This window comes from Pectobacterium brasiliense, assembly GCF_013449685.1.
GTDB lineage: Bacteria > Pseudomonadota > Gammaproteobacteria > Enterobacterales > Enterobacteriaceae > Pectobacterium > Pectobacterium brasiliense_A.
This window is the reverse complement of sequence record NZ_JACDSF010000029.1, coordinates 47,172-64,175: the sequence shown is the minus strand read 5'-3', so window position 1 is coordinate 64,175 and position 17,004 is coordinate 47,172. Positions and strand designations below refer to the sequence as shown.

General features: G+C 50.1%; 17 protein-coding genes and 1 pseudogene. 10 read left to right on the top strand and 8 right to left on the bottom strand.

All coding sequences use genetic code 11. The features are described 5' to 3' along the window. Positions 1-120 precede the first annotated feature (120 nt). Positions 121-681, top strand: coding sequence for an RNA 2'-phosphotransferase (locus H0248_RS13190; protein WP_014913949.1), 561 nt, complete (start codon positions 121-123; stop codon positions 679-681). 77 nt (positions 682-758) lie between these two features. Here the strand turns inward: H0248_RS13190 and H0248_RS13185 are convergent, their stop codons facing one another. From H0248_RS13185 to H0248_RS13170, 4 genes are all read right to left on the bottom strand, one after another. Further along, positions 759-2,378 carry a methyl-accepting chemotaxis protein gene (locus H0248_RS13185; RefSeq protein ID WP_014913948.1) on the bottom strand — a complete coding sequence of 540 codons (1,620 nt, stop codon included), beginning with the start codon at positions 2,376-2,378 and terminating at the stop codon, positions 759-761. Between the two features lie 204 nt (positions 2,379-2,582). Beyond that, positions 2,583-3,662 carry an alpha/beta fold hydrolase gene (locus H0248_RS13180; RefSeq protein ID WP_180786269.1) on the bottom strand — a complete coding sequence of 360 codons (1,080 nt, stop codon included), beginning with the start codon at positions 3,660-3,662 and terminating at the stop codon, positions 2,583-2,585. Positions 3,663-4,128: 466 nt separating this feature from the next. Then, the gene (locus H0248_RS13175) at positions 4,129-5,166 is read right to left on the bottom strand and encodes a M48 family metallopeptidase (protein ID WP_180786268.1); all 1,038 of its coding nucleotides are present in this window, start codon (positions 5,164-5,166) and stop codon (positions 4,129-4,131) included. Positions 5,167-5,175: 9 nt separating this feature from the next. Then, complete coding sequence (locus H0248_RS13170) at positions 5,176-6,357, bottom strand: YjgN family protein (RefSeq protein WP_180786267.1); 1,182 nt, start codon at positions 6,355-6,357, stop codon at positions 5,176-5,178. Between the two features lie 423 nt (positions 6,358-6,780). Between H0248_RS13170 and H0248_RS13165 the strand changes: the two genes are divergently transcribed. Further along, complete coding sequence (locus tag H0248_RS13165; protein ID WP_039282688.1) at positions 6,781-7,284, top strand: GNAT family N-acetyltransferase; 504 nt, start codon at positions 6,781-6,783, stop codon at positions 7,282-7,284. Positions 7,285-7,393: 109 nt separating this feature from the next. Here H0248_RS13165 and rraB read toward each other — a convergent pair whose 3' ends face one another. Continuing rightward, positions 7,394-7,819: a ribonuclease E inhibitor RraB gene (gene rraB / locus H0248_RS13160; RefSeq protein ID WP_180786266.1), complete on the bottom strand. Its 426-nt coding sequence runs from the start codon at positions 7,817-7,819 to the stop codon at positions 7,394-7,396. A 91-nt stretch (positions 7,820-7,910) separates the two neighbouring features. Here rraB and argL point away from each other — a divergent pair. Together argL and argF are read left to right on the top strand one after the other, a co-directional pair. Further along, positions 7,911-7,958: pseudogene (gene argL / locus H0248_RS22625) on the top strand (putative translational regulatory protein ArgL); the annotation flags it as partial. A 22-nt stretch (positions 7,959-7,980) separates the two neighbouring features. Beyond that, the gene (gene argF / locus H0248_RS13155) at positions 7,981-8,988 is read left to right on the top strand and encodes an ornithine carbamoyltransferase (RefSeq protein WP_180786265.1); all 1,008 of its coding nucleotides are present in this window, start codon (positions 7,981-7,983) and stop codon (positions 8,986-8,988) included. 59 nt (positions 8,989-9,047) lie between these two features. Here the strand turns inward: argF and H0248_RS13150 are convergent, their stop codons facing one another. The 3 genes from H0248_RS13150 to H0248_RS13140 all read right to left on the bottom strand — a co-directional run bounded on the left by H0248_RS13150 (position 9,048) and on the right by H0248_RS13140 (position 11,233). Beyond that, positions 9,048-9,713, bottom strand: a complete 666-nt coding sequence (locus H0248_RS13150; protein ID WP_180786264.1) for a helix-turn-helix transcriptional regulator — start codon at positions 9,711-9,713, stop codon at positions 9,048-9,050. Positions 9,714-9,717: 4 nt separating this feature from the next. Beyond that, positions 9,718-10,401 carry a helix-turn-helix transcriptional regulator gene (locus H0248_RS13145; protein WP_180786263.1) on the bottom strand — a complete coding sequence of 228 codons (684 nt, stop codon included), beginning with the start codon at positions 10,399-10,401 and terminating at the stop codon, positions 9,718-9,720. A 367-nt stretch (positions 10,402-10,768) separates the two neighbouring features. After that, positions 10,769-11,233, bottom strand: a complete 465-nt coding sequence (locus H0248_RS13140) for a YhcH/YjgK/YiaL family protein (protein ID WP_180786262.1) — start codon at positions 11,231-11,233, stop codon at positions 10,769-10,771. Positions 11,234-11,682: 449 nt separating this feature from the next. Here H0248_RS13140 and pyrB point away from each other — a divergent pair, with 449 nt between their 5' ends. From pyrB to H0248_RS13110, 6 genes are all read left to right on the top strand, one after another. Continuing rightward, on the top strand, positions 11,683-12,618 hold the full coding sequence (pyrB, locus tag H0248_RS13135; RefSeq protein WP_180786261.1) for an aspartate carbamoyltransferase: 936 nt from the start codon (positions 11,683-11,685) through the stop codon (positions 12,616-12,618). Between the two features lie 15 nt (positions 12,619-12,633). Then, the gene (gene pyrI / locus H0248_RS13130; protein WP_010284552.1) at positions 12,634-13,098 is read left to right on the top strand and encodes an aspartate carbamoyltransferase regulatory subunit; all 465 of its coding nucleotides are present in this window, start codon (positions 12,634-12,636) and stop codon (positions 13,096-13,098) included. A 98-nt stretch (positions 13,099-13,196) separates the two neighbouring features. Continuing rightward, the gene (ridA, locus tag H0248_RS13125; RefSeq protein ID WP_116167214.1) at positions 13,197-13,583 is read left to right on the top strand and encodes a 2-iminobutanoate/2-iminopropanoate deaminase; all 387 of its coding nucleotides are present in this window, start codon (positions 13,197-13,199) and stop codon (positions 13,581-13,583) included. A gap of 221 nt (positions 13,584-13,804) precedes the next feature. Then, the gene (locus H0248_RS13120) at positions 13,805-15,241 is read left to right on the top strand and encodes a circularly permuted type 2 ATP-grasp protein (RefSeq protein WP_180786260.1); all 1,437 of its coding nucleotides are present in this window, start codon (positions 13,805-13,807) and stop codon (positions 15,239-15,241) included. Continuing rightward, positions 15,235-16,164 (top strand): alpha-E domain-containing protein, encoded by a 930-nt coding sequence (locus tag H0248_RS13115; RefSeq protein ID WP_180786259.1) that lies wholly within the window; start codon positions 15,235-15,237, stop codon positions 16,162-16,164. The genes H0248_RS13120 and H0248_RS13115 overlap by 7 nt, the downstream gene beginning before the upstream one ends. Then, positions 16,161-16,982, top strand: a complete 822-nt coding sequence (locus H0248_RS13110; protein ID WP_180786258.1) for a transglutaminase family protein — start codon at positions 16,161-16,163, stop codon at positions 16,980-16,982. Before H0248_RS13115 ends, H0248_RS13110 begins: the two co-directional genes overlap by 4 nt. Positions 16,983-17,004: the final 22 nt, after the last annotated feature.

Sequence of the window (17,004 nt, the reverse complement as noted above, 5' to 3'; positions counted from 1 at the left end):
TATGGTAAGTACGAAAGCCTCGTTGAAAAACGAGGCTTTTTACTTTTTATTCGCGTAAAAAGTAAAAAGTATTTCAATTACAATCTATTCGCTTAGCAAAATGCATGGATGGAGAACACAATGAGCAACACGAATCATGCTGAAGTCAGCAAATTTCTGAGCTACGTTTTACGGCACAAGCCCGAAGCCATTGGGCTCACGCTGAACAGCGAAGGATGGGCAAACATAGCGGAACTGATTAGCGGTGCGGCAAAAGACGGACGCCTTCTTACCAGAGAAGTGATTCAAGATGTCGTCGATAGCAGTGATAAAAAGCGCTTTTCTATTTCACCGGATGGGTTATCAATCCGCGCAGCACAAGGACACTCGTCATCACAGGTCGATCTGCGTTACGAGCCTAAAACACCGCCCGACTTTCTTTACCATGGAACAGCAACCCGATTTGTCGACTCAATAAATCAGCAGGGTTTGCTTCCTGGCTCACGTCAGTATGTGCACTTGTCTGCCGATGAAGCCACAGCGATAAACGTCGGCCAACGGCACGGCAAGCCCGTGGTATTAACAATAAAGGCGCGGGAAATGCATCAGCAGGGGTTCGTTTTTTATCAGGCGGACAACGGTGTCTGGTTAACGTTGACGGTTCCCGTGCCGTTTATCGATACCACACCATTTATGGATTGATGAGTGCGTACATGAATCGCCTGTCTTCGCTGCCCAACCAGCATGAGCGAAAACAGGCGATGGGGATCGGTTAACGATTAGCGCGCATCGGCCAGCGCAATGTTCCGGCGCAAACCGGGCAGCACATTGTCCAACTCCATGTTTTCCCTTGCGATCTGGAAACGGGAAACGGACTGTTGCAGATTAACAACCTGCTCCTGAAGTGAATTCGCCGAGGTCGCCACTTCTGATACCAAGGACGCATTCTGCTGGGTCACACCATCCATCTGATTGATGGCAATATTGATCTGCGAAATGCCGCGGCTCTGCTCGCTGGAAGCCAGCGTGATCTCATCCATGATATCGACCACTTTTTTCACATCCATCAGCACTTCGTCCATGGTGTTACCGGCGACTTCAACCAGACCCGCGCCTTTTTCAATACGGCTGAGAGAATCATCGATCATGGTGCCAATTTCTTTCGCTGCCGTCGCACTGCGCGCAGCCAGCATCCGCACTTCGGAAGCCACCACAGCAAAGCCTTTACCGTATTGACCCGCACGTGCAGATTCTACCGCAGCGTTCAGCGCCAGCAGGTTGGTCTGGAAGGCAATACCGTCGATTACACCAACAATGTCGGAGATCTTGGCAGAACTCTGCTTGATGGAACGCATGGTATCCACCACTTCGGAGACAACATTCCCACCGCGAGACGCGGAATTAGAGGCTTTCAGCGCCAGATCGTTGGCTTTACGCGTGTTGTCTTCGTTGTTTTTCACCGTCGACATGATCTGTTCCATGCTTGAAGCGGTTTCATCCAGCGAGGCCGCCTGCTGTTCAGTACGGCTGGAAAGATCGATGTTGCCGGAGGCAATTTCCTCAACACCGACGCTGATCGCATCGGTTCCGTTACGCACCACGCGCACCATATTTTCCAGCCCGTCGCGCATACGTTGAACCGCAGCAAACAGGTGCGCGATCTCATTTTTTCCGCTGCTATCAATCTGCGCCCGCAGGTCGCCTTCGGCGATGCGGTCAAAGACGGAAATCGCCTGATTCAGCGGTTTCACGATCATGTTGGTCATCACAGACCAGGCCAGAGCCGCCAGCAACAGCGCACAGGCGATCGCGCCGTACAGGATAGTTTCCATCAGTTGCACACGCCCATTTGAATCCGCGTAGGCTTCATCAATGCTCTTCAGCTTGAAGGCAACCAGCGCTTTAGAGGATTTATCAAACGCGGCATACAGCACTGTCGATTTCCCGGCGCGCTGGCGATATTCATCCAGATTCCCTGCGTTAAGCGCCGCAAATGCCGGATCGATAAACTCCTGCATCAGCGTATTGCGTTTCTCGGCCATGTCCGAAGAAATGACTTTTTCCGCTTCGGACTGCGGGTATTTCAGGTATTCCTGCCACTTTTCACTGGCACCGTCGACTTTGCCTCTGGCGCGCCCTAGCGCGACTTTAGCTGCCTCAACATCCCCTTTCCCCATTAATGATTCGTACAGACGCAAATCCAACCGACCACGCAACAGCAGTTCTGAGCTGTCATTCAGCGCAACCAGCCCTGGCAGCACTTCCATATCGACGCGGGCAAATGATTTATTCCCTGACTGAACGGCAACCAACCCTAACACGCCGACGAAAAGCAGTAACGCCGCTAACGAAAACACCATCATGCTGAGTGCAGTACGGATCTTTATCTTACGAAACATAAATTATCCCTGTGGCCTAAAATAAGAAAGGATGAGCTCCAGAGCAGAGCCGTTCCGTTATTTACGTAATAGTCGTTATTCATTTTCCAGACGAGTGAATTCCCACGAACTGAAATAAATCCGTTATAAAACCGTAATAAAATAAAGAAAGGTAACAAGTAAACGATGACCGACAGAAAGAGATTTTCTGCCGGTCATGAGTATTTATTTTTTATTATTTTTCTGAGACGGATTCTTTTCTAAGAAACGTTGTAGCTCATCTTTATAAAACTTCGCCGACATCATAGTGCCATGCCCACTGGTATCTTTGCTGGCGGGAATAAGGAACAACGTCGCCTGCTTAATTTTCTTCAGCTCATTATCCAGGATGCCTGTTTCAATAGGATTACGCTCATCATCCGCAGAGTTAATCACTAGCACAGGTGCCTTAATTTTATTCAGTTCCGGTGCCGCGTTATAATTTGCAGACGAGCCCCAGATATAAATAAAGTCATTCGCATCGCTGGTCGACGGAGCGGCAAGGCGATCTTCTACCAGTTTGTCCGCCTGCGCGCGCGTCGGTGCTTTGCTCTGATACGCGAGCGTGCCGCCAGTGGTGGCGATACTGAACATAATGCTGGCCGTTTTCAGCGTTGGCGGCTGCTGTGTGTAATCGCCGTTATTCCACGTTGGATCGTTCTTGATGGATTCAATCAAGATGCGGCGCATCATCCAGTTACGGCCAGACAGCTCATTTGGCAGCGATGCCATTGGCACCAGCGCATCCATCATGTCTGGGTATTTTTCACCCCAGAGCCAGGTTTGCATGCCGCCCATGGAATATCCCATCACCAGACGCAGGTGGTTAATGCCCAGCCCTTCTTTGATTAAGCGATATTGTGCCTGCACCATATCGTTATAGTCGTACTGCGGGAATTTCATCCGTAAGCCGTCTGACGGTTTGGACGATTTTCCAGAACCGATGCTCTCCGGCATGATAATAAAGTATTTGCTGCTATCCAGCGCCTGACCCGGCCCGAACAGCTCCCCGCCAAAGCCATTGGCTAGCAGTGATTTAATCGGCTGGTTCGTTCCATGCAGCAGTAAGACAGCGGGCTTGGTTTTATCACCGATCGTGTAGTAGTGAATACGCAGATCTTTTAATTTTTCGCCGCTGTTGAAGGTAAATTCTGGCGCAATCCAGTCGCCTTCTTTGGGCTCTGGGAAATTGGCCTGTGCATGCGTTAATGGTGACAGCATTAACAGAAATGCACCCAGCACCCCTGATAGAATTCGATTAATCATAGACAGCTCTTCGGTAATCGTGAAGCCGCGATTTTAATGTCTATTAGGAAAAATCCCAATAAACATAAGCGAACTAATAATAAAAAGAGATTATTGTCTGGTTTTTTTATTTATCGCGAGAGATTCTACAGATAGTTTTTAATAGGATGATATTTAACGTATTCCTGTTAATCGTCCGGCTACGCAGTTCATGCTTTTCACTCGACATTCACGTTTATAAAAACAACAAATCGCGCTTTTTTTGCTCAAATATCTAATCATACTCTAAATAATTCGAGTTTCAGGAAGGCGGCAAGCGAAGGAATCCCGATGAGCTTACTCAGGTAAGTGATTCGGGTGACTGAACGTAGCCAACGCACATGTAACTTGAAGTATGACGAGTACAGAAGGAGATCGTGTGCGGTGACACCGCACACGATCGACATAAGGCAGGGTTAGATCGGAGGTGAGAATCGAGACCTGAGGATTAGTACTTATTTATCTCGCTTTCAATGGCTTTCAGCCGCTCATCCATATCCGGGTGCGTACTTAGCCAAGCCGGTAAATCCAGCGAATCAATTTCATCCTGACCACGGTCGTTAGCGATCAAGGCCCGATACATTGCCTGCATCGATTGAAGCGAACGTCCTTGCTGCTGCATTTCGGCTATTGCCCATGCGTCGGCTTCCCGTTCCATATCGCGAGAAAACTGCATCTCGTTGATAAAAGCGGCAGACTGCAACAGGGTATCCCCGACGCCGCTGACATCTCCCGTCATCCACATGAACGTCAGCGATACCAGCGATGAACGCACCACCATGCGCATTGGGTGGCGATAGGCGTGGTGCCCCATTTCATGCAGCATCACCGCGGCCAGCTCGTTGTCATTTTTCGCCAGCTTCACCAGATCGTCACTGATAATCAGCGTGCCATCTGCCAGCATAAAAGCATTCGGCCCGATAGGCGCAGACATAATCTCCAGACGCAGTGGCGTTTTGTCTTCCCGCATGTCCGCGGGCATAACCTGTTGAAACAGCGTTTGCATCGCCTGCTGGCGCTCAACAGGCAGTTCAGAAGGCTTAAAATCACTGTGCCGTAACAGCTTTAGCGTATTTTGCCCCAGTTGCTGTTCGATAGCGCTAGGCATCCGTAGCGCCAGCGCGGAACTTGCCCACGGCAGTACCACGTAAACGTAGTTTATGACGAGCAAGATTGTGGCGAGTAGCGTGAGAATGACACCACGCTTATGGCGTTCCAGACGATGGACAAGTCCCGGGCGACGTCGTGCAGAATACCACGTGCGAAAAGTGGGATCGTCGGCAGGAACAAAGCGACCACCATCAGGAAAGGTGAGCGTTAGAGGAATCGAGCCCAGCGCATCGGAAACCGTGACCTGCTCTAATGCAAATGTCGTATTCGATGACCCGGTGTTCAACACCATCATCGAACCGTTGTCCGTTAAATGAAGAGAAGCGGCCACGCGGGCCGCCAATCCGGGGTATTGATAATGCCCCTCAATATTCATATTCCTGCCTTAGAGACCGACACCCAAATCGAGCGCCTGCACGGCTTCTTCGGCCAGTGCGCTGTTTGCTGTGTCCTGATGAGCCTGAACATGCAGCAGTGCCAGATCGCCTTCAACCGCTGTCGCATTCGCAATATAGCGCGCGTGACGAATCTCTGCCACCGGTGCAGCCCAACCCAAAGAGAAAATAGTGATCAGGCTATTGGTTATCAGCAGCCCCATGTAAGACAGGGTTTGCATGGAAGAATGCAATTTCACACCACCATTCAGCGACGTCTGATTAAACAGATAATTACGCTGTGCGACCACCAGATAACTGCTGGACACCAGCACACCCAGCAGCGCCACAACGAACATCATGACCATATTGAAGACATTGCTCAGCAGCAGCATCAGTACGAGATCTTCATTTCCGCCGCCCATCATAATAGTTTGGAACAGCGTGAAAAAGAATGAGCTCATGAATGACAGCGCGGCGATCAGGAAAGGAACAAAAATCAGCAGGCTAATCAGGGCGAACTTAATAAATGCTGCTTTTGCCAATTCCGCTTTAAACGCTGTGTTGCCGAAGAACAGATTATTAACATAGAAATCGAGCTGCATCATTTTCATGATGCCATTCACTGCGGCAAATCCGGGAATAGCAACGGCCAACACAATAAACCCAATCAGAATTGGGCTATCGCTCTGCGAACCAATCAACAGTGCTACAGCCAACACGGCATAAAACGCCAGCAGCAGCAAAATAGGACAAAGCAGCAACACCCAATACGCGCGGCCCGTCTGGCAGTGATAGTTAAAACGGATGCCGCGATAGCTGGACATAATGGCGTCATAACGCCAGTTGCGGATTACAATAATCGGAATCAATGCCGCAAATGCCAATGCGAGAATAGTTCCTAACGTCGGTGACATCGCTAATACGATATAAAACAGAACAATACCGGCTATAACCAGCAAACGTCCTTTGAGGATCTGAATGGGTTGTGCGTGGTAATCAAAACGGTCACCGTTAATTTCCGTGTTGCCGTAAAAATAACGGCGGCGGCGCACTGTCGCCCAGGCAGAATAAATACCTAAAGTGATAACCGTTAATAACGCATTCACCAACCAAATTGCAAAATATTCCCCAGCCTTGCCATGAAACTGCACGCGATGCTGCGCACTATTTTCTGAAGTATTGATAGTCATAAACCTTTCATCCTAAAAGAAATAAGCCTAATAAACGTTTCATTAGACACGTTATTGGCATACAAAAAGCGGCTTATTTAAGCATGTCTTGTTAACGACAACAATAAAAGTTAACAGTAATTAAACAACTGAGTAGTCTTATAAATCGTAAGGAATAGTGCTACCTAAATATTTATATCTTAAGATATTGCAGGAAATTTTACTTATATCTTAGATAATTCAATCCCCAGAGTGTCATATTATGGCATTAACAGGAGAAAATGCTGGCGCGTGAGTGTGGATATGGAATAAAAATCACCGCAGATACCACGTGAAGAACAGCAGGAAGAATGGGTATAGACGTTGCATCAATGTGGTCTGAAATGGTATTACAATCGGCCAGGATCATTCCCCTCGTAAACCGTAAGAGCAAGAGTACGTATTATGACAACCGCGACCTCCGCCAATCTTCAGGTACGCCCAATCACTGCGCGAGACGATGCCGCTATCGCTCAGGTCATCCGTCAGGTTTCTGCTGAGTTTGGTTTGACGGCCGATAAAGGCTACACCGTTTCCGATCCTAATTTGGACGCGCTGTTTGCCCTCTATAGCCAGCCGAAAAGCGCCTACTGGGTGGTCGAATATGAAGGCCGCGTGGTTGGCGGTGGCGGCATTGCCCCGCTGGTCGCAGGTGAAGAAGATGTGTGTGAATTACAGAAAATGTATTTCCTACCCGTCGTGCGGGGAAAAGGGCTGGCACGTCAATTGGCGATACAGGCGCTTGATTTTGCGCGTCAGCACGGCTTTCGCCGCTGCTATCTGGAAACAACCGGCCACCTGACTAGCGCGATCCGGCTGTATGAGTCACTGGGCTTCGAGCTGATTCCCCACTCAATGGGTAACACGGGCCACACCGACTGTGAAGTGACGATGTTGAAGGTACTGTAATAGGCTGAAAGTACGACAATCACGCGCTGTCATACCGAATAAAAAACGCCGCAGGGATTCCGGCGGCGTTTTCAGTGAGGCGTATTCTTTCGAGTTAATGACTCAATAATTAGTGGCGCTTGCCGTCATCATCTTCATCATAAAAATCTTCATCATCCACGTCTTCTTCGCCTTCACCATCTGGATCTTCGAAGTAGGTGCCCCAACCGTCGTAATTCACGCCGTGGCGTTCTGCCAGCGCCAGCAGTTGTTCTACCTGCGCGTCGATTATCTCGGCCTTCAGCGCAACTTCACTGATAGCATCGCAGCACATCAGCAACACGCCATCTTCCACTTCCAGTTCTTCCGCATCCGTCACTTCATAACCCAACTTGAAGGCTTCTACAGCGACTTTTTCCAACACTTCAAACTTCTCAGCAGAGAAATGGTGTTCAATGGTATAGAGCGCGTCAGGATCGCTGCCATCATCCAGCAGTTCTTCAATGATCAGGCGTGTCTCTTCCCGTTGCTCTTCCAGTAATTCGCGGTTTGCCATGCCTCAGTCCTCATTAAACGACGTAATATGACTTATTGTCCCACAGCCCTGCGGCTTGCTCCACCACAAAGTTTGATATCACCACTTGAATTTGAATAATTACACATATAAAGTGAATTTTAATTCAACCAATGGTGTTGAGCCACATGGAGAGGTACATCATGCAACCGTTCTATAAGCGTCACTTTTTAAGGTTAATGGATTTTACACCCGCAGAAATTGCCAATCTTTTAGCCCTGTCAACGAAACTGAAAGCCGACAAAAAAAATGGGACAGAAGCCCGTCGCCTGCAAGGTAAAAACATCGCACTCATCTTCGAAAAAGATTCGACTCGTACTCGCTGCTCTTTCGAAGTTGCTGCATACGATCAGGGCGCGCAAGTGACCTACCTCGGCCCAAGCGGCAGCCAAATCGGCCATAAAGAATCCATCAAGGATACTGCACGCGTACTGGGAAGAATGTACGACGGCATTCAATATCGCGGCTACGGCCAGCAAATTGTCGAAACGCTGGCGCAATACGCGGGCGTTCCGGTCTGGAACGGGCTGACGAATGAATTCCACCCTACGCAGTTGCTGGCGGATCTGCTGACGATGCAGGAACATTTGCCGGGTAAACCGCTGTCAGAGATGACGCTCGTTTATGTTGGCGATGCGCGCAACAACATGGGCAACACCATGTTGGAAGCGGCGGCACTGACCGGGCTGGATTTACGCCTCGTTGCGCCAAAAGCCTGCTGGCCGGATGCTGGTCTGGTGGCTGAGTGTCAGGCGGCGGCAGAACAAACCGGTGGCAGCATTACGCTGACGGAAGATATCGCCGCGGGCGTCGCGGGCGCAGATTTCATTTATACCGACGTCTGGGTTTCTATGGGGGAACCGAAAGAGACCTGGAAAGAGCGTATCGCGCTACTGAAACCCTATCAGGTGAACATGGCAATGATCGCCGCGACAGGCAATCCGCAGGTGAAGTTCCTGCACTGCCTGCCTGCGTTCCACGACGATCAGACGACGATGGGCCAGCAAATGGCGGAGCAGTATGGTCTGCACGGTGGAATGGAAGTCACGGACGAGGTCTTTGAATCCGCGCACAGCATCGTGTTCGATCAGGCGGAAAACCGCATGCACACCATCAAAGCGGTGATGGTCGCCACGCTGGTACAGGATTAGGACTAGGATTTAGCCCGCCTTTGATATGTTTTAAAAACAGATCAGAGGTGGGCAGTCCCTCAGGTAATCGACACATGCCCTTTTATCAGAAAAAAAGGAGGAATGTAGTTATCCCAACCTTTTTGGTTGCAGTGTTGGATCAGGGCGGTGCTGTTTGTCACACCTGCTTTATCACAGCAACGCGTTATTCTGTTACGAAGCGCTGAAGAACTTATACCGAGTATGTCCGGGATACGGTTCTGCTTCACCCCACTCTGCAGCAAAAGAACGACTTCCCACTCTTTGTCTGTAAAAATATTTGCCGGTCGGGTGAATACAACGGGCTTCCTTTCGCATGACATAAGAAAGGTTGAAAAGTAAACATTGGTGATTTCTATGTAAGTGCAAACAATACCGTCATTGCCATCATTGAGCCGCCAGGGGCGCTTCTCTACCAGAAACGACCGGAGTCTATTCCGTCTTCCGTAATCAAATGTTTTGAGGACGATACTCATTTCATTTGTGGTCAATATTTTTTGGTCGTCATACAGTATACGGTCGTAGTGCTCGCTGACATCGGGCGTTAAGTCAGTGTCGATACAGCCTAAAAATTTGTTTTCTGTTACGCCGAAATACTGACATACCATCTTATTGCCATAAACATACTGGGAGTTTCGATCCTTTATTGCCCAGCCAAACAAAGAGTGATTAAAGTAATACTCAACAGGAGTCAAATCTGGATCCATCAGGTTAGCCTCTGATAATGATATGTCCTTTTTTCAGAAAGAACAGCGGAATGTAGTTATCAAATTTGTTATCTCTACAGTATTCCTTTAAGCCTGAGAGTGAATTCAAGCCTGTTTTCCTGTAGCAGCTCCGGAGTCTGCTGTTAACGGCATCGACGGTGATTGAGAGGATACTGCTTATATCTTTAAGCATCATCCCACAGACCAGCAGGTAAATAACCTCCCATTCCTTCTCGGTAAATATTTTAGAAGGGGGCTCGAAGGTGGAATGTTGAATTATTGTTCCATTTAGCAACGAGGTCGGTGTGATGATCCTAACATGTCTGACGCTGATAACTGTGCCTACACAGTTGCGATGTTCATCATAGATTGGCTCCTGAATATTGTAGGCAGGCTGCATTATTTTTTCCGTGCCTTGAATATGCGTTGTAATGGCTCTCACCGCCTTACCTGTACGCTCTATCTCTCGTTCCTGCTGGTTAAAAATGTCTGAAAATTCGGCGACAGGAACAGGGATATCCCTAATATTCAAGCCTTCATAATCATAACGAGTTGATATAGTTTGCCAGGTTTTAAAGGTGTTATTGACATAAATAAAACGGGAGTTTGTATCTTTTACTGCCCAACCAACGAGAGGATCGCGTTCAAACATTGCGATTAATCTGTCAGGTAATGCAATTTTTTTCATCAGTGTATCCCTACATTAAAATTACCCTACATAAAATATGCCGTACCTGATATACACCTGTTTATAAAAACTAAAATAGAATAAAAAGTCTATGACAGGCCAATACCAAGGAAAACATCCTACATAGTTTAAAGTAATAATATACCTATAATCAAAAGTCATGAAGTTTTCTAGCAAGAAAATCATTTTCTGAATAATGCCAGTCAGTTAAGCAACTGACTGGCTGTTTTTTTTGCAGATCTTACCGTATTTACGTGTTTTTTCTTTTACTACTCGACCGAAGGGGGAAACTACCGCGAGGCATCTGAGGAATTATTGCTATTATTTTCTTCCATTTTATGGTGAACGTTCCTTGTTCACAAAAATCCTACACCAGTGACGCGTCGATTTTCACCACGGCTTTGCGCACGTGCGCAGGTTCGCCAACGGCACACAGCGGTTTATGCACTTCGCCCGGGAAGAAGACGACAAAATCCCCTTCCTGCATCACAAACTGTTTTTCCTGCTCGCCCGCAGGCAGGAAAGCAATGTCTTTATCCGCAAGCCAGTCGGTATCCGGCTTGCCCGCAGGCAGGTTACTGAACGTCATCCCTTCCACACCAGACAGCACGATCTGAATGTCCAGATATTTGGCGTGATACTCAGCGCGGCGTTTTTCCAGCAGATCGGTGCTGTCGTTGGAGATCAGCACAAACACGCTGTTGCCTTCGATATCATGCTTGCCCAGCGGCGTGTCTGCCGTAATGTTTTGCTTCACGTATTCAATTGCTTCGAGCAGTTTTGCAGGCAGATAAGGAACCAGTTCAAGGTGGTGGACGTTGCCAGTAATCATAAAAACCCTCATTGATATAAAAATGAAACCATGTTTTATAATCCTTATACTCTCCAAATGTGACGCCCGCCAGCGTGTTAATACGAAAAAGTGAACTGCCCACCACTCTTCCCCATTGGCCTTCTCCCACGCACGCACGTTATGCATACCGCACGCGACCCGCAACCGATTGCGATGCGTAAAAAACCACGTTTTCTGCTTGAAATAGCCTAGTCGGCGCGTATAATTCCCGACAGTTTGCTGGGAGGGGTCATGCACCGTTACACCAAAAAATCCGCTGCTTATGTTGGTTCTCAACCACAACTGCCATCCGGCAGCCAGCTAGCGTTTTCCTTTCCGTTGCTCAATTATTCAATGAAGAAAGCCCCTCAATGAGGGGCTTTTTTTTGGCCCACAATCTGGGCAACCCGATACGACATTTCCTGTGTACACGTTAGGAGAAAGACAACATGGTCAATCCGCTCTATCAAAAACATATTATTTCAATTAACGACCTCAGTCGGGAAGATTTGGAACTGGCGTTGCGTGTCGCCGCCAGCCTGAAAGCCAAACCTCAGCCTGAGTTGTTGAAACATAAAGTGATTGCCAGTTGCTTCTTCGAGGCCTCCACCCGGACGCGTTTATCCTTTGAAACCGCGATGCATCGTCTGGGCGCATCCGTCGTCGGTTTCGCTGACAGCAACAACACGTCGTTGGGGAAAAAAGGCGAAACGCTGGCCGACACCATTTCCGTCATCAGCCAATACGTGGATGCCATCGTGATGCGTCACCCGCAGGAAGGCGCTTCCCGCCTTGCGACCGAGTTCTCCGGCGGTATTCCGATTCTGAACGCTGGCGACGGCGCGAACCAACACCCGACGCAGACGCTGCTCGATTTGTTCACCATTCAGGAAACGCAGGGTCGGCTGAATAACATCAATATCGCGATGGTCGGTGATTTGAAATATGGCCGCACCGTGCATTCACTCACGCAGGCGCTGGCGAAGTTTGAAGGCAACCGCTTCTACTTCATCGCCCCAGACGCGCTGGCAATGCCGGACTACATTCTGAGCATGCTGAAAGAGAAGAATATTGCTTACAGCCTGCACAACAGCATCGACGACGTCGTCAGCGAGCTAGATATTCTGTACATGACGCGCGTGCAGAAAGAGCGTCTGGATCCGTCCGAATACATCAACATCAAATCCCAGTTTATCCTGCGCGCTGATGACCTGCACAGCGCCCGCCCGAATTTGAAAGTACTACACCCGCTACCGCGCGTTGATGAGATCACCATTGATGTGGATGCCACGCCTTACGCCTATTATTTCCAGCAGGCGGGCAACGGCATTTATGCTCGTCAGGCGCTGCTAGCGCTGGTCCTGAATCGCGAACTGGTTCTGTAAGAGGAAGAAGCCATCATGACACACGATAATAAATTACAGGTTGAAGCGATCAAACGTGGCACGGTGATCGACCACATTCCCGCACAGGTGGGTTTTAAGCTGCTGACGCTGTTTAAACTGACCGCGACAGACCAGCGCATCACCATCGGCCTGAACTTGCCGTCCAACCATCTTGGGCGCAAAGATCTGATCAAGATCGAGAACGTCTTCCTGACCGAACAGCAGGCGAATCAGTTGGCAATCTACGCACCGCAGGCGACCGTCAATCAGATCGATGATTATGACGTCGTGCGCAAGCTGGTGCCGACGCTGCCAGACCACATTACTGGCGTGCTCACTTGCCCGAACAGCAACTGCATCAGCCGCAGCGAACCGGTTTCATCGTCATTCAGCGTGAAGCAGCGCGACGGCGACGTTCACCTCAAATGTAAGTACTGCGAGAAAGAATTTGAGCGTCAGGCGGTACTGCAAGATCGCTAGTTTTCTGCGTTGCCCCGCGATGGACATTGCCTGTCGCGGGGCTTTTTTGAATAATGGCGGCGTCCGCGTTCCTTTTACGCCCCCATCAAGGAGATACCATGTCACGCATTATCAGCACTGAGCACGCCCCAGCCGCCATCGGCCCTTATGTTCAGGGCGTCGACCTTGGCAGCATGATCTTCACCTCCGGCCAGATTCCGGTGAACCCGAAAAGCGGTCTGGTGGCAGATAACATCACCGCCCAGACGCGTCAGTCACTGGAAAACGTTCAGGCGATAGTAGAAGCCGCTGGCCTGAACGTTTCCGATATCGTGAAAATGACCGTATTTGTGAAAGATCTGCACGATTTCGCGCTGGTCAACACCGCGTATGAAGCCTTCTTCAACGAACATAGCGCACCATTCCCGGCTCGCTCTTGCGTTGAAGTCGCACGCTTGCCAAAAGACGTGAAGATCGAGATCGAAGCGATCGCCGTTCGTCGCTAAGCACCATTATTGATCGTCACCTTCTCAAGACGCACCATTATGGCTGCGTCTTGCTGATTTCTAGCGCCTTTATTCTCCCCCCTCAGTGCAGACTTTCCTTGCTACGCACCAATTAGAGGAAAAAATCGGGCACCATCCTCACTACATCACGCTTTTCTCAAAATGGCGCATTTTATGCATTGTCCCATTATCGCTATTAAGCGTACTGCCTGGGGATAACAATGATAAAAATGAAACTTCCATCTGCGCCTTATTATGACGAGATGCTTTCGTCACAAGGCCAACAACGTCAACATTACAATTCCTATTGGCAATGGCTTCAACAAACCGACCAACAGGCCATTAAACAGAAGAAGGAACAGGCGGAACTGTTGTTTCACCGCGTGGGGATTACGTTTAACGTTTATGGCGAGGAAGGAGGCACCGAGCGCTTAATCCCCTTCGATAGCGTACCGCGCATTATTCCCGCCCACGAATGGCAATTGCTCGATCGCGGCATCCGTCAGCGGGTACAGGCACTGAACGCCTTTCTCTACGATATTTACCATCAGCAGCACATACTCAAGGCCGGTATTATCCCCAGTGAACAGGTGCTGGCGAATGAGCAGTACCAACCCTGTATGCAGGGTGTGAATCTACACAACAACATCTACGCCCACATCACTGGGATCGATATGGTGCGCAACAGCGACGGGCATTATTACGTGCTGGAAGACAACCTGCGCACCCCATCCGGCGTCTCCTACATGCTGGAAAACCGCAAAATGATGATGCGGCTCTACCCAGATCTCTTTGCCAGCCAGCACATCGCCCCTGTTGAACGCTACCCCAGCTATCTGCTACAGACCCTGCGTGAAAGCACACTCGTTGACGACCCTACTGTGGTTGTGCTGACACCGGGCCGCTTCAACAGCGCCTACTTTGAACACAGCTTTCTAGCGCAGCAAATGGGTGTCGAACTGGTAGAAAGCGCGGATTTATTCGTGAAAGAAGGAGCGGTCTATATGCGCACCACGGAAGGCCCCTGCCAAGTGGATGTGATTTATCGCCGCGTGGACGATGCCTTCCTGGACCCACTGGCGTTTCGCGCAGATTCGATGCTCGGCGTACCCGGCCTATTGTCTGTGTATCGTGCTGGTGGCGTCGTACTGGCGAATGCTATCGGCACCGGTGTCGCCGACGATAAATCCATTTATCCCTATGTCCCTGAGATGATCCGTTTCTACCTGTCTGAAGAGCCGATTCTCCACAACATTCCTACCTGGCAGTGCCGCAACCCCAGCGATCTGCGCTATGTGCTCGATCATCTGGATAGCATGGTAGTGAAGGAAGTTCACGGTGCAGGCGGTTACGGCATGTTGGTCGGCCCGCGGGCCACGCGTGGGGAAATCGAAACCTTCCGCCAGCGTTTACTCGCGCACCCGAACAACTATATCGGTCAGGAAACCTTAGCGCTCTCCACCTGCCCAACATTCATCGATGACGGTCTGGCTCCCCGACATATCGATTTGCGCCCTTTCGCCTTGTCCGGTGAGGAAATCCGACTGATTCCCGGCGGCCTGACGCGTGTCGCTCTCACGGAAGGTTCTCTGGTCGTCAACTCCTCACAGGGTGGCGGCACCAAAGATACCTGGGTCATGGAGGATGAATCATGCTAAGCCGTACTGCCAGTGAACTGTATTGGATGGCACGCTATCTGGAACGGGCAGAAAGCCTCGTCCGTGTACTGGATGTGACCTACAAGCTTTCGATGATGCCTCGCCACAGCCAGCAGCAGCGCGATCTGGCTCTGCCCCTGAATTTGACTGCCACACACGAACTCTTTCAGCAGCGCTACCCCCAATTTTCCATGAATAACCTGCTGAATTTCTTCGCGTTGGATAGCGAGAACCCCAGCAGCATCTACAACTGCATCGAAATGGCCTGGAACAACGCACACGCCGTGCGCGGCAGCCTGTCCTCCGAGGTCTGGGAGTGTATTAACGCCACACGCATCGACATTCGGAACCTGCGGCATCAGGGTGTTGATCATATCGGGATTGATGCGTTTTTTGACTGGGTGAAAGAGCGTTCCCATCTGTTTCGCGGTGCGATGTTCGGCACACTGCTGCGCAATGACGCCCAGTGCTTCATTCGTGTTGGCACACTGATTGAACGCGCCTGTGCAACCGCGCAGTTGCTGAAAGTGAAACACCAACAGCTCAATAACGACCCCGACCCAGTACGCGAGTATTATCGTCTGGATACCCTGCTGCGTGCAGTGAGCGCACGCGAGGCTTACCACAGCATCTATCGCCAGCCTATCAGCCCAGAAACCGTTACCGAACTGCTAGTCTTACGCGAGGACGTCCCGCGTTCGCTACACGCCTGCATCGGCGATCTGGTGCTTCAGTTGGAAGCCATCGGCAGTCAACGTGCCAAAGTGCCACATCGGCTCGCTCATCTGCTGCACGTCGAGCTACGTTTCAGTACGTTGGACGACATTCTGGCGCAGGATTTATCCACGTACCTCAACAATTTCATAATTAAAATCAATGAACTGGCAGACAGCATTCGTCATACCTATCTGGAGGCGCTATGAAACTCACCATCAACCATCTCACTCACTACCGCTACGATGAAGAAGTGAAGTTTAGCACCCAGTACCTGCGCCTGACGCCGCAAAACTCCGCCCATCAGAGAATACGGGAGTGGAAGCTAACGCTACCCACCTCAGCGGTTCAAACCACCGATGCGTATGGTAATGTACTGCATGTGCTGACACTCGATCACCCGCATCAGGACATCACGATTTATGCGGAAGGCGTGGTCGATATTCTCGACGGCGGCGCAGCAGAAAATCACGCAATACAGGATGGGCTGTCACCGTTAGTTTTTTTACGCCCGACGCCGCTGACCGAAGCCGATGGCGATATTCGAGCATTTGCACAACGCTATTACCGTCCAGATGCCGCAGAGGAAAGCCTGAATACGCTGATGGCGGAATTACGGCTGAAAATGCCGTATACTCCCGGCGCGACGCAGGTACAGGATACCGCGGCGGCGGCATTTGCCATGCAGAAAGGCGTTTGTCAGGATCACACGCATGTGTTTCTCGCCTGCTGCCGAAGCCTAAGTCTTCCAGCACGCTATGTCAGCGGTTACGTGTACAGTCAGGATACCCACCATGTCGCCATGCATGCCTGGGCAGAGGTGTGGCTAAACGGGTACTGGCAAGGGTTTGATATTACCAACAATGCCCGACAGCTCCATCAGCATCTGCGACTGGCCGTAGGCATGGATTATATGGATGCCTGCCCGGTTCGCGGTACACGACTGGGAGGGGGATGCGAAGAGATGTTTTCAGAAGCTGAGGTCCGCTTGTTTGAACAGCAACAGCAGGTGCAGCAGCAACAGTAGAATTTTTAACGAAAAGGTACCT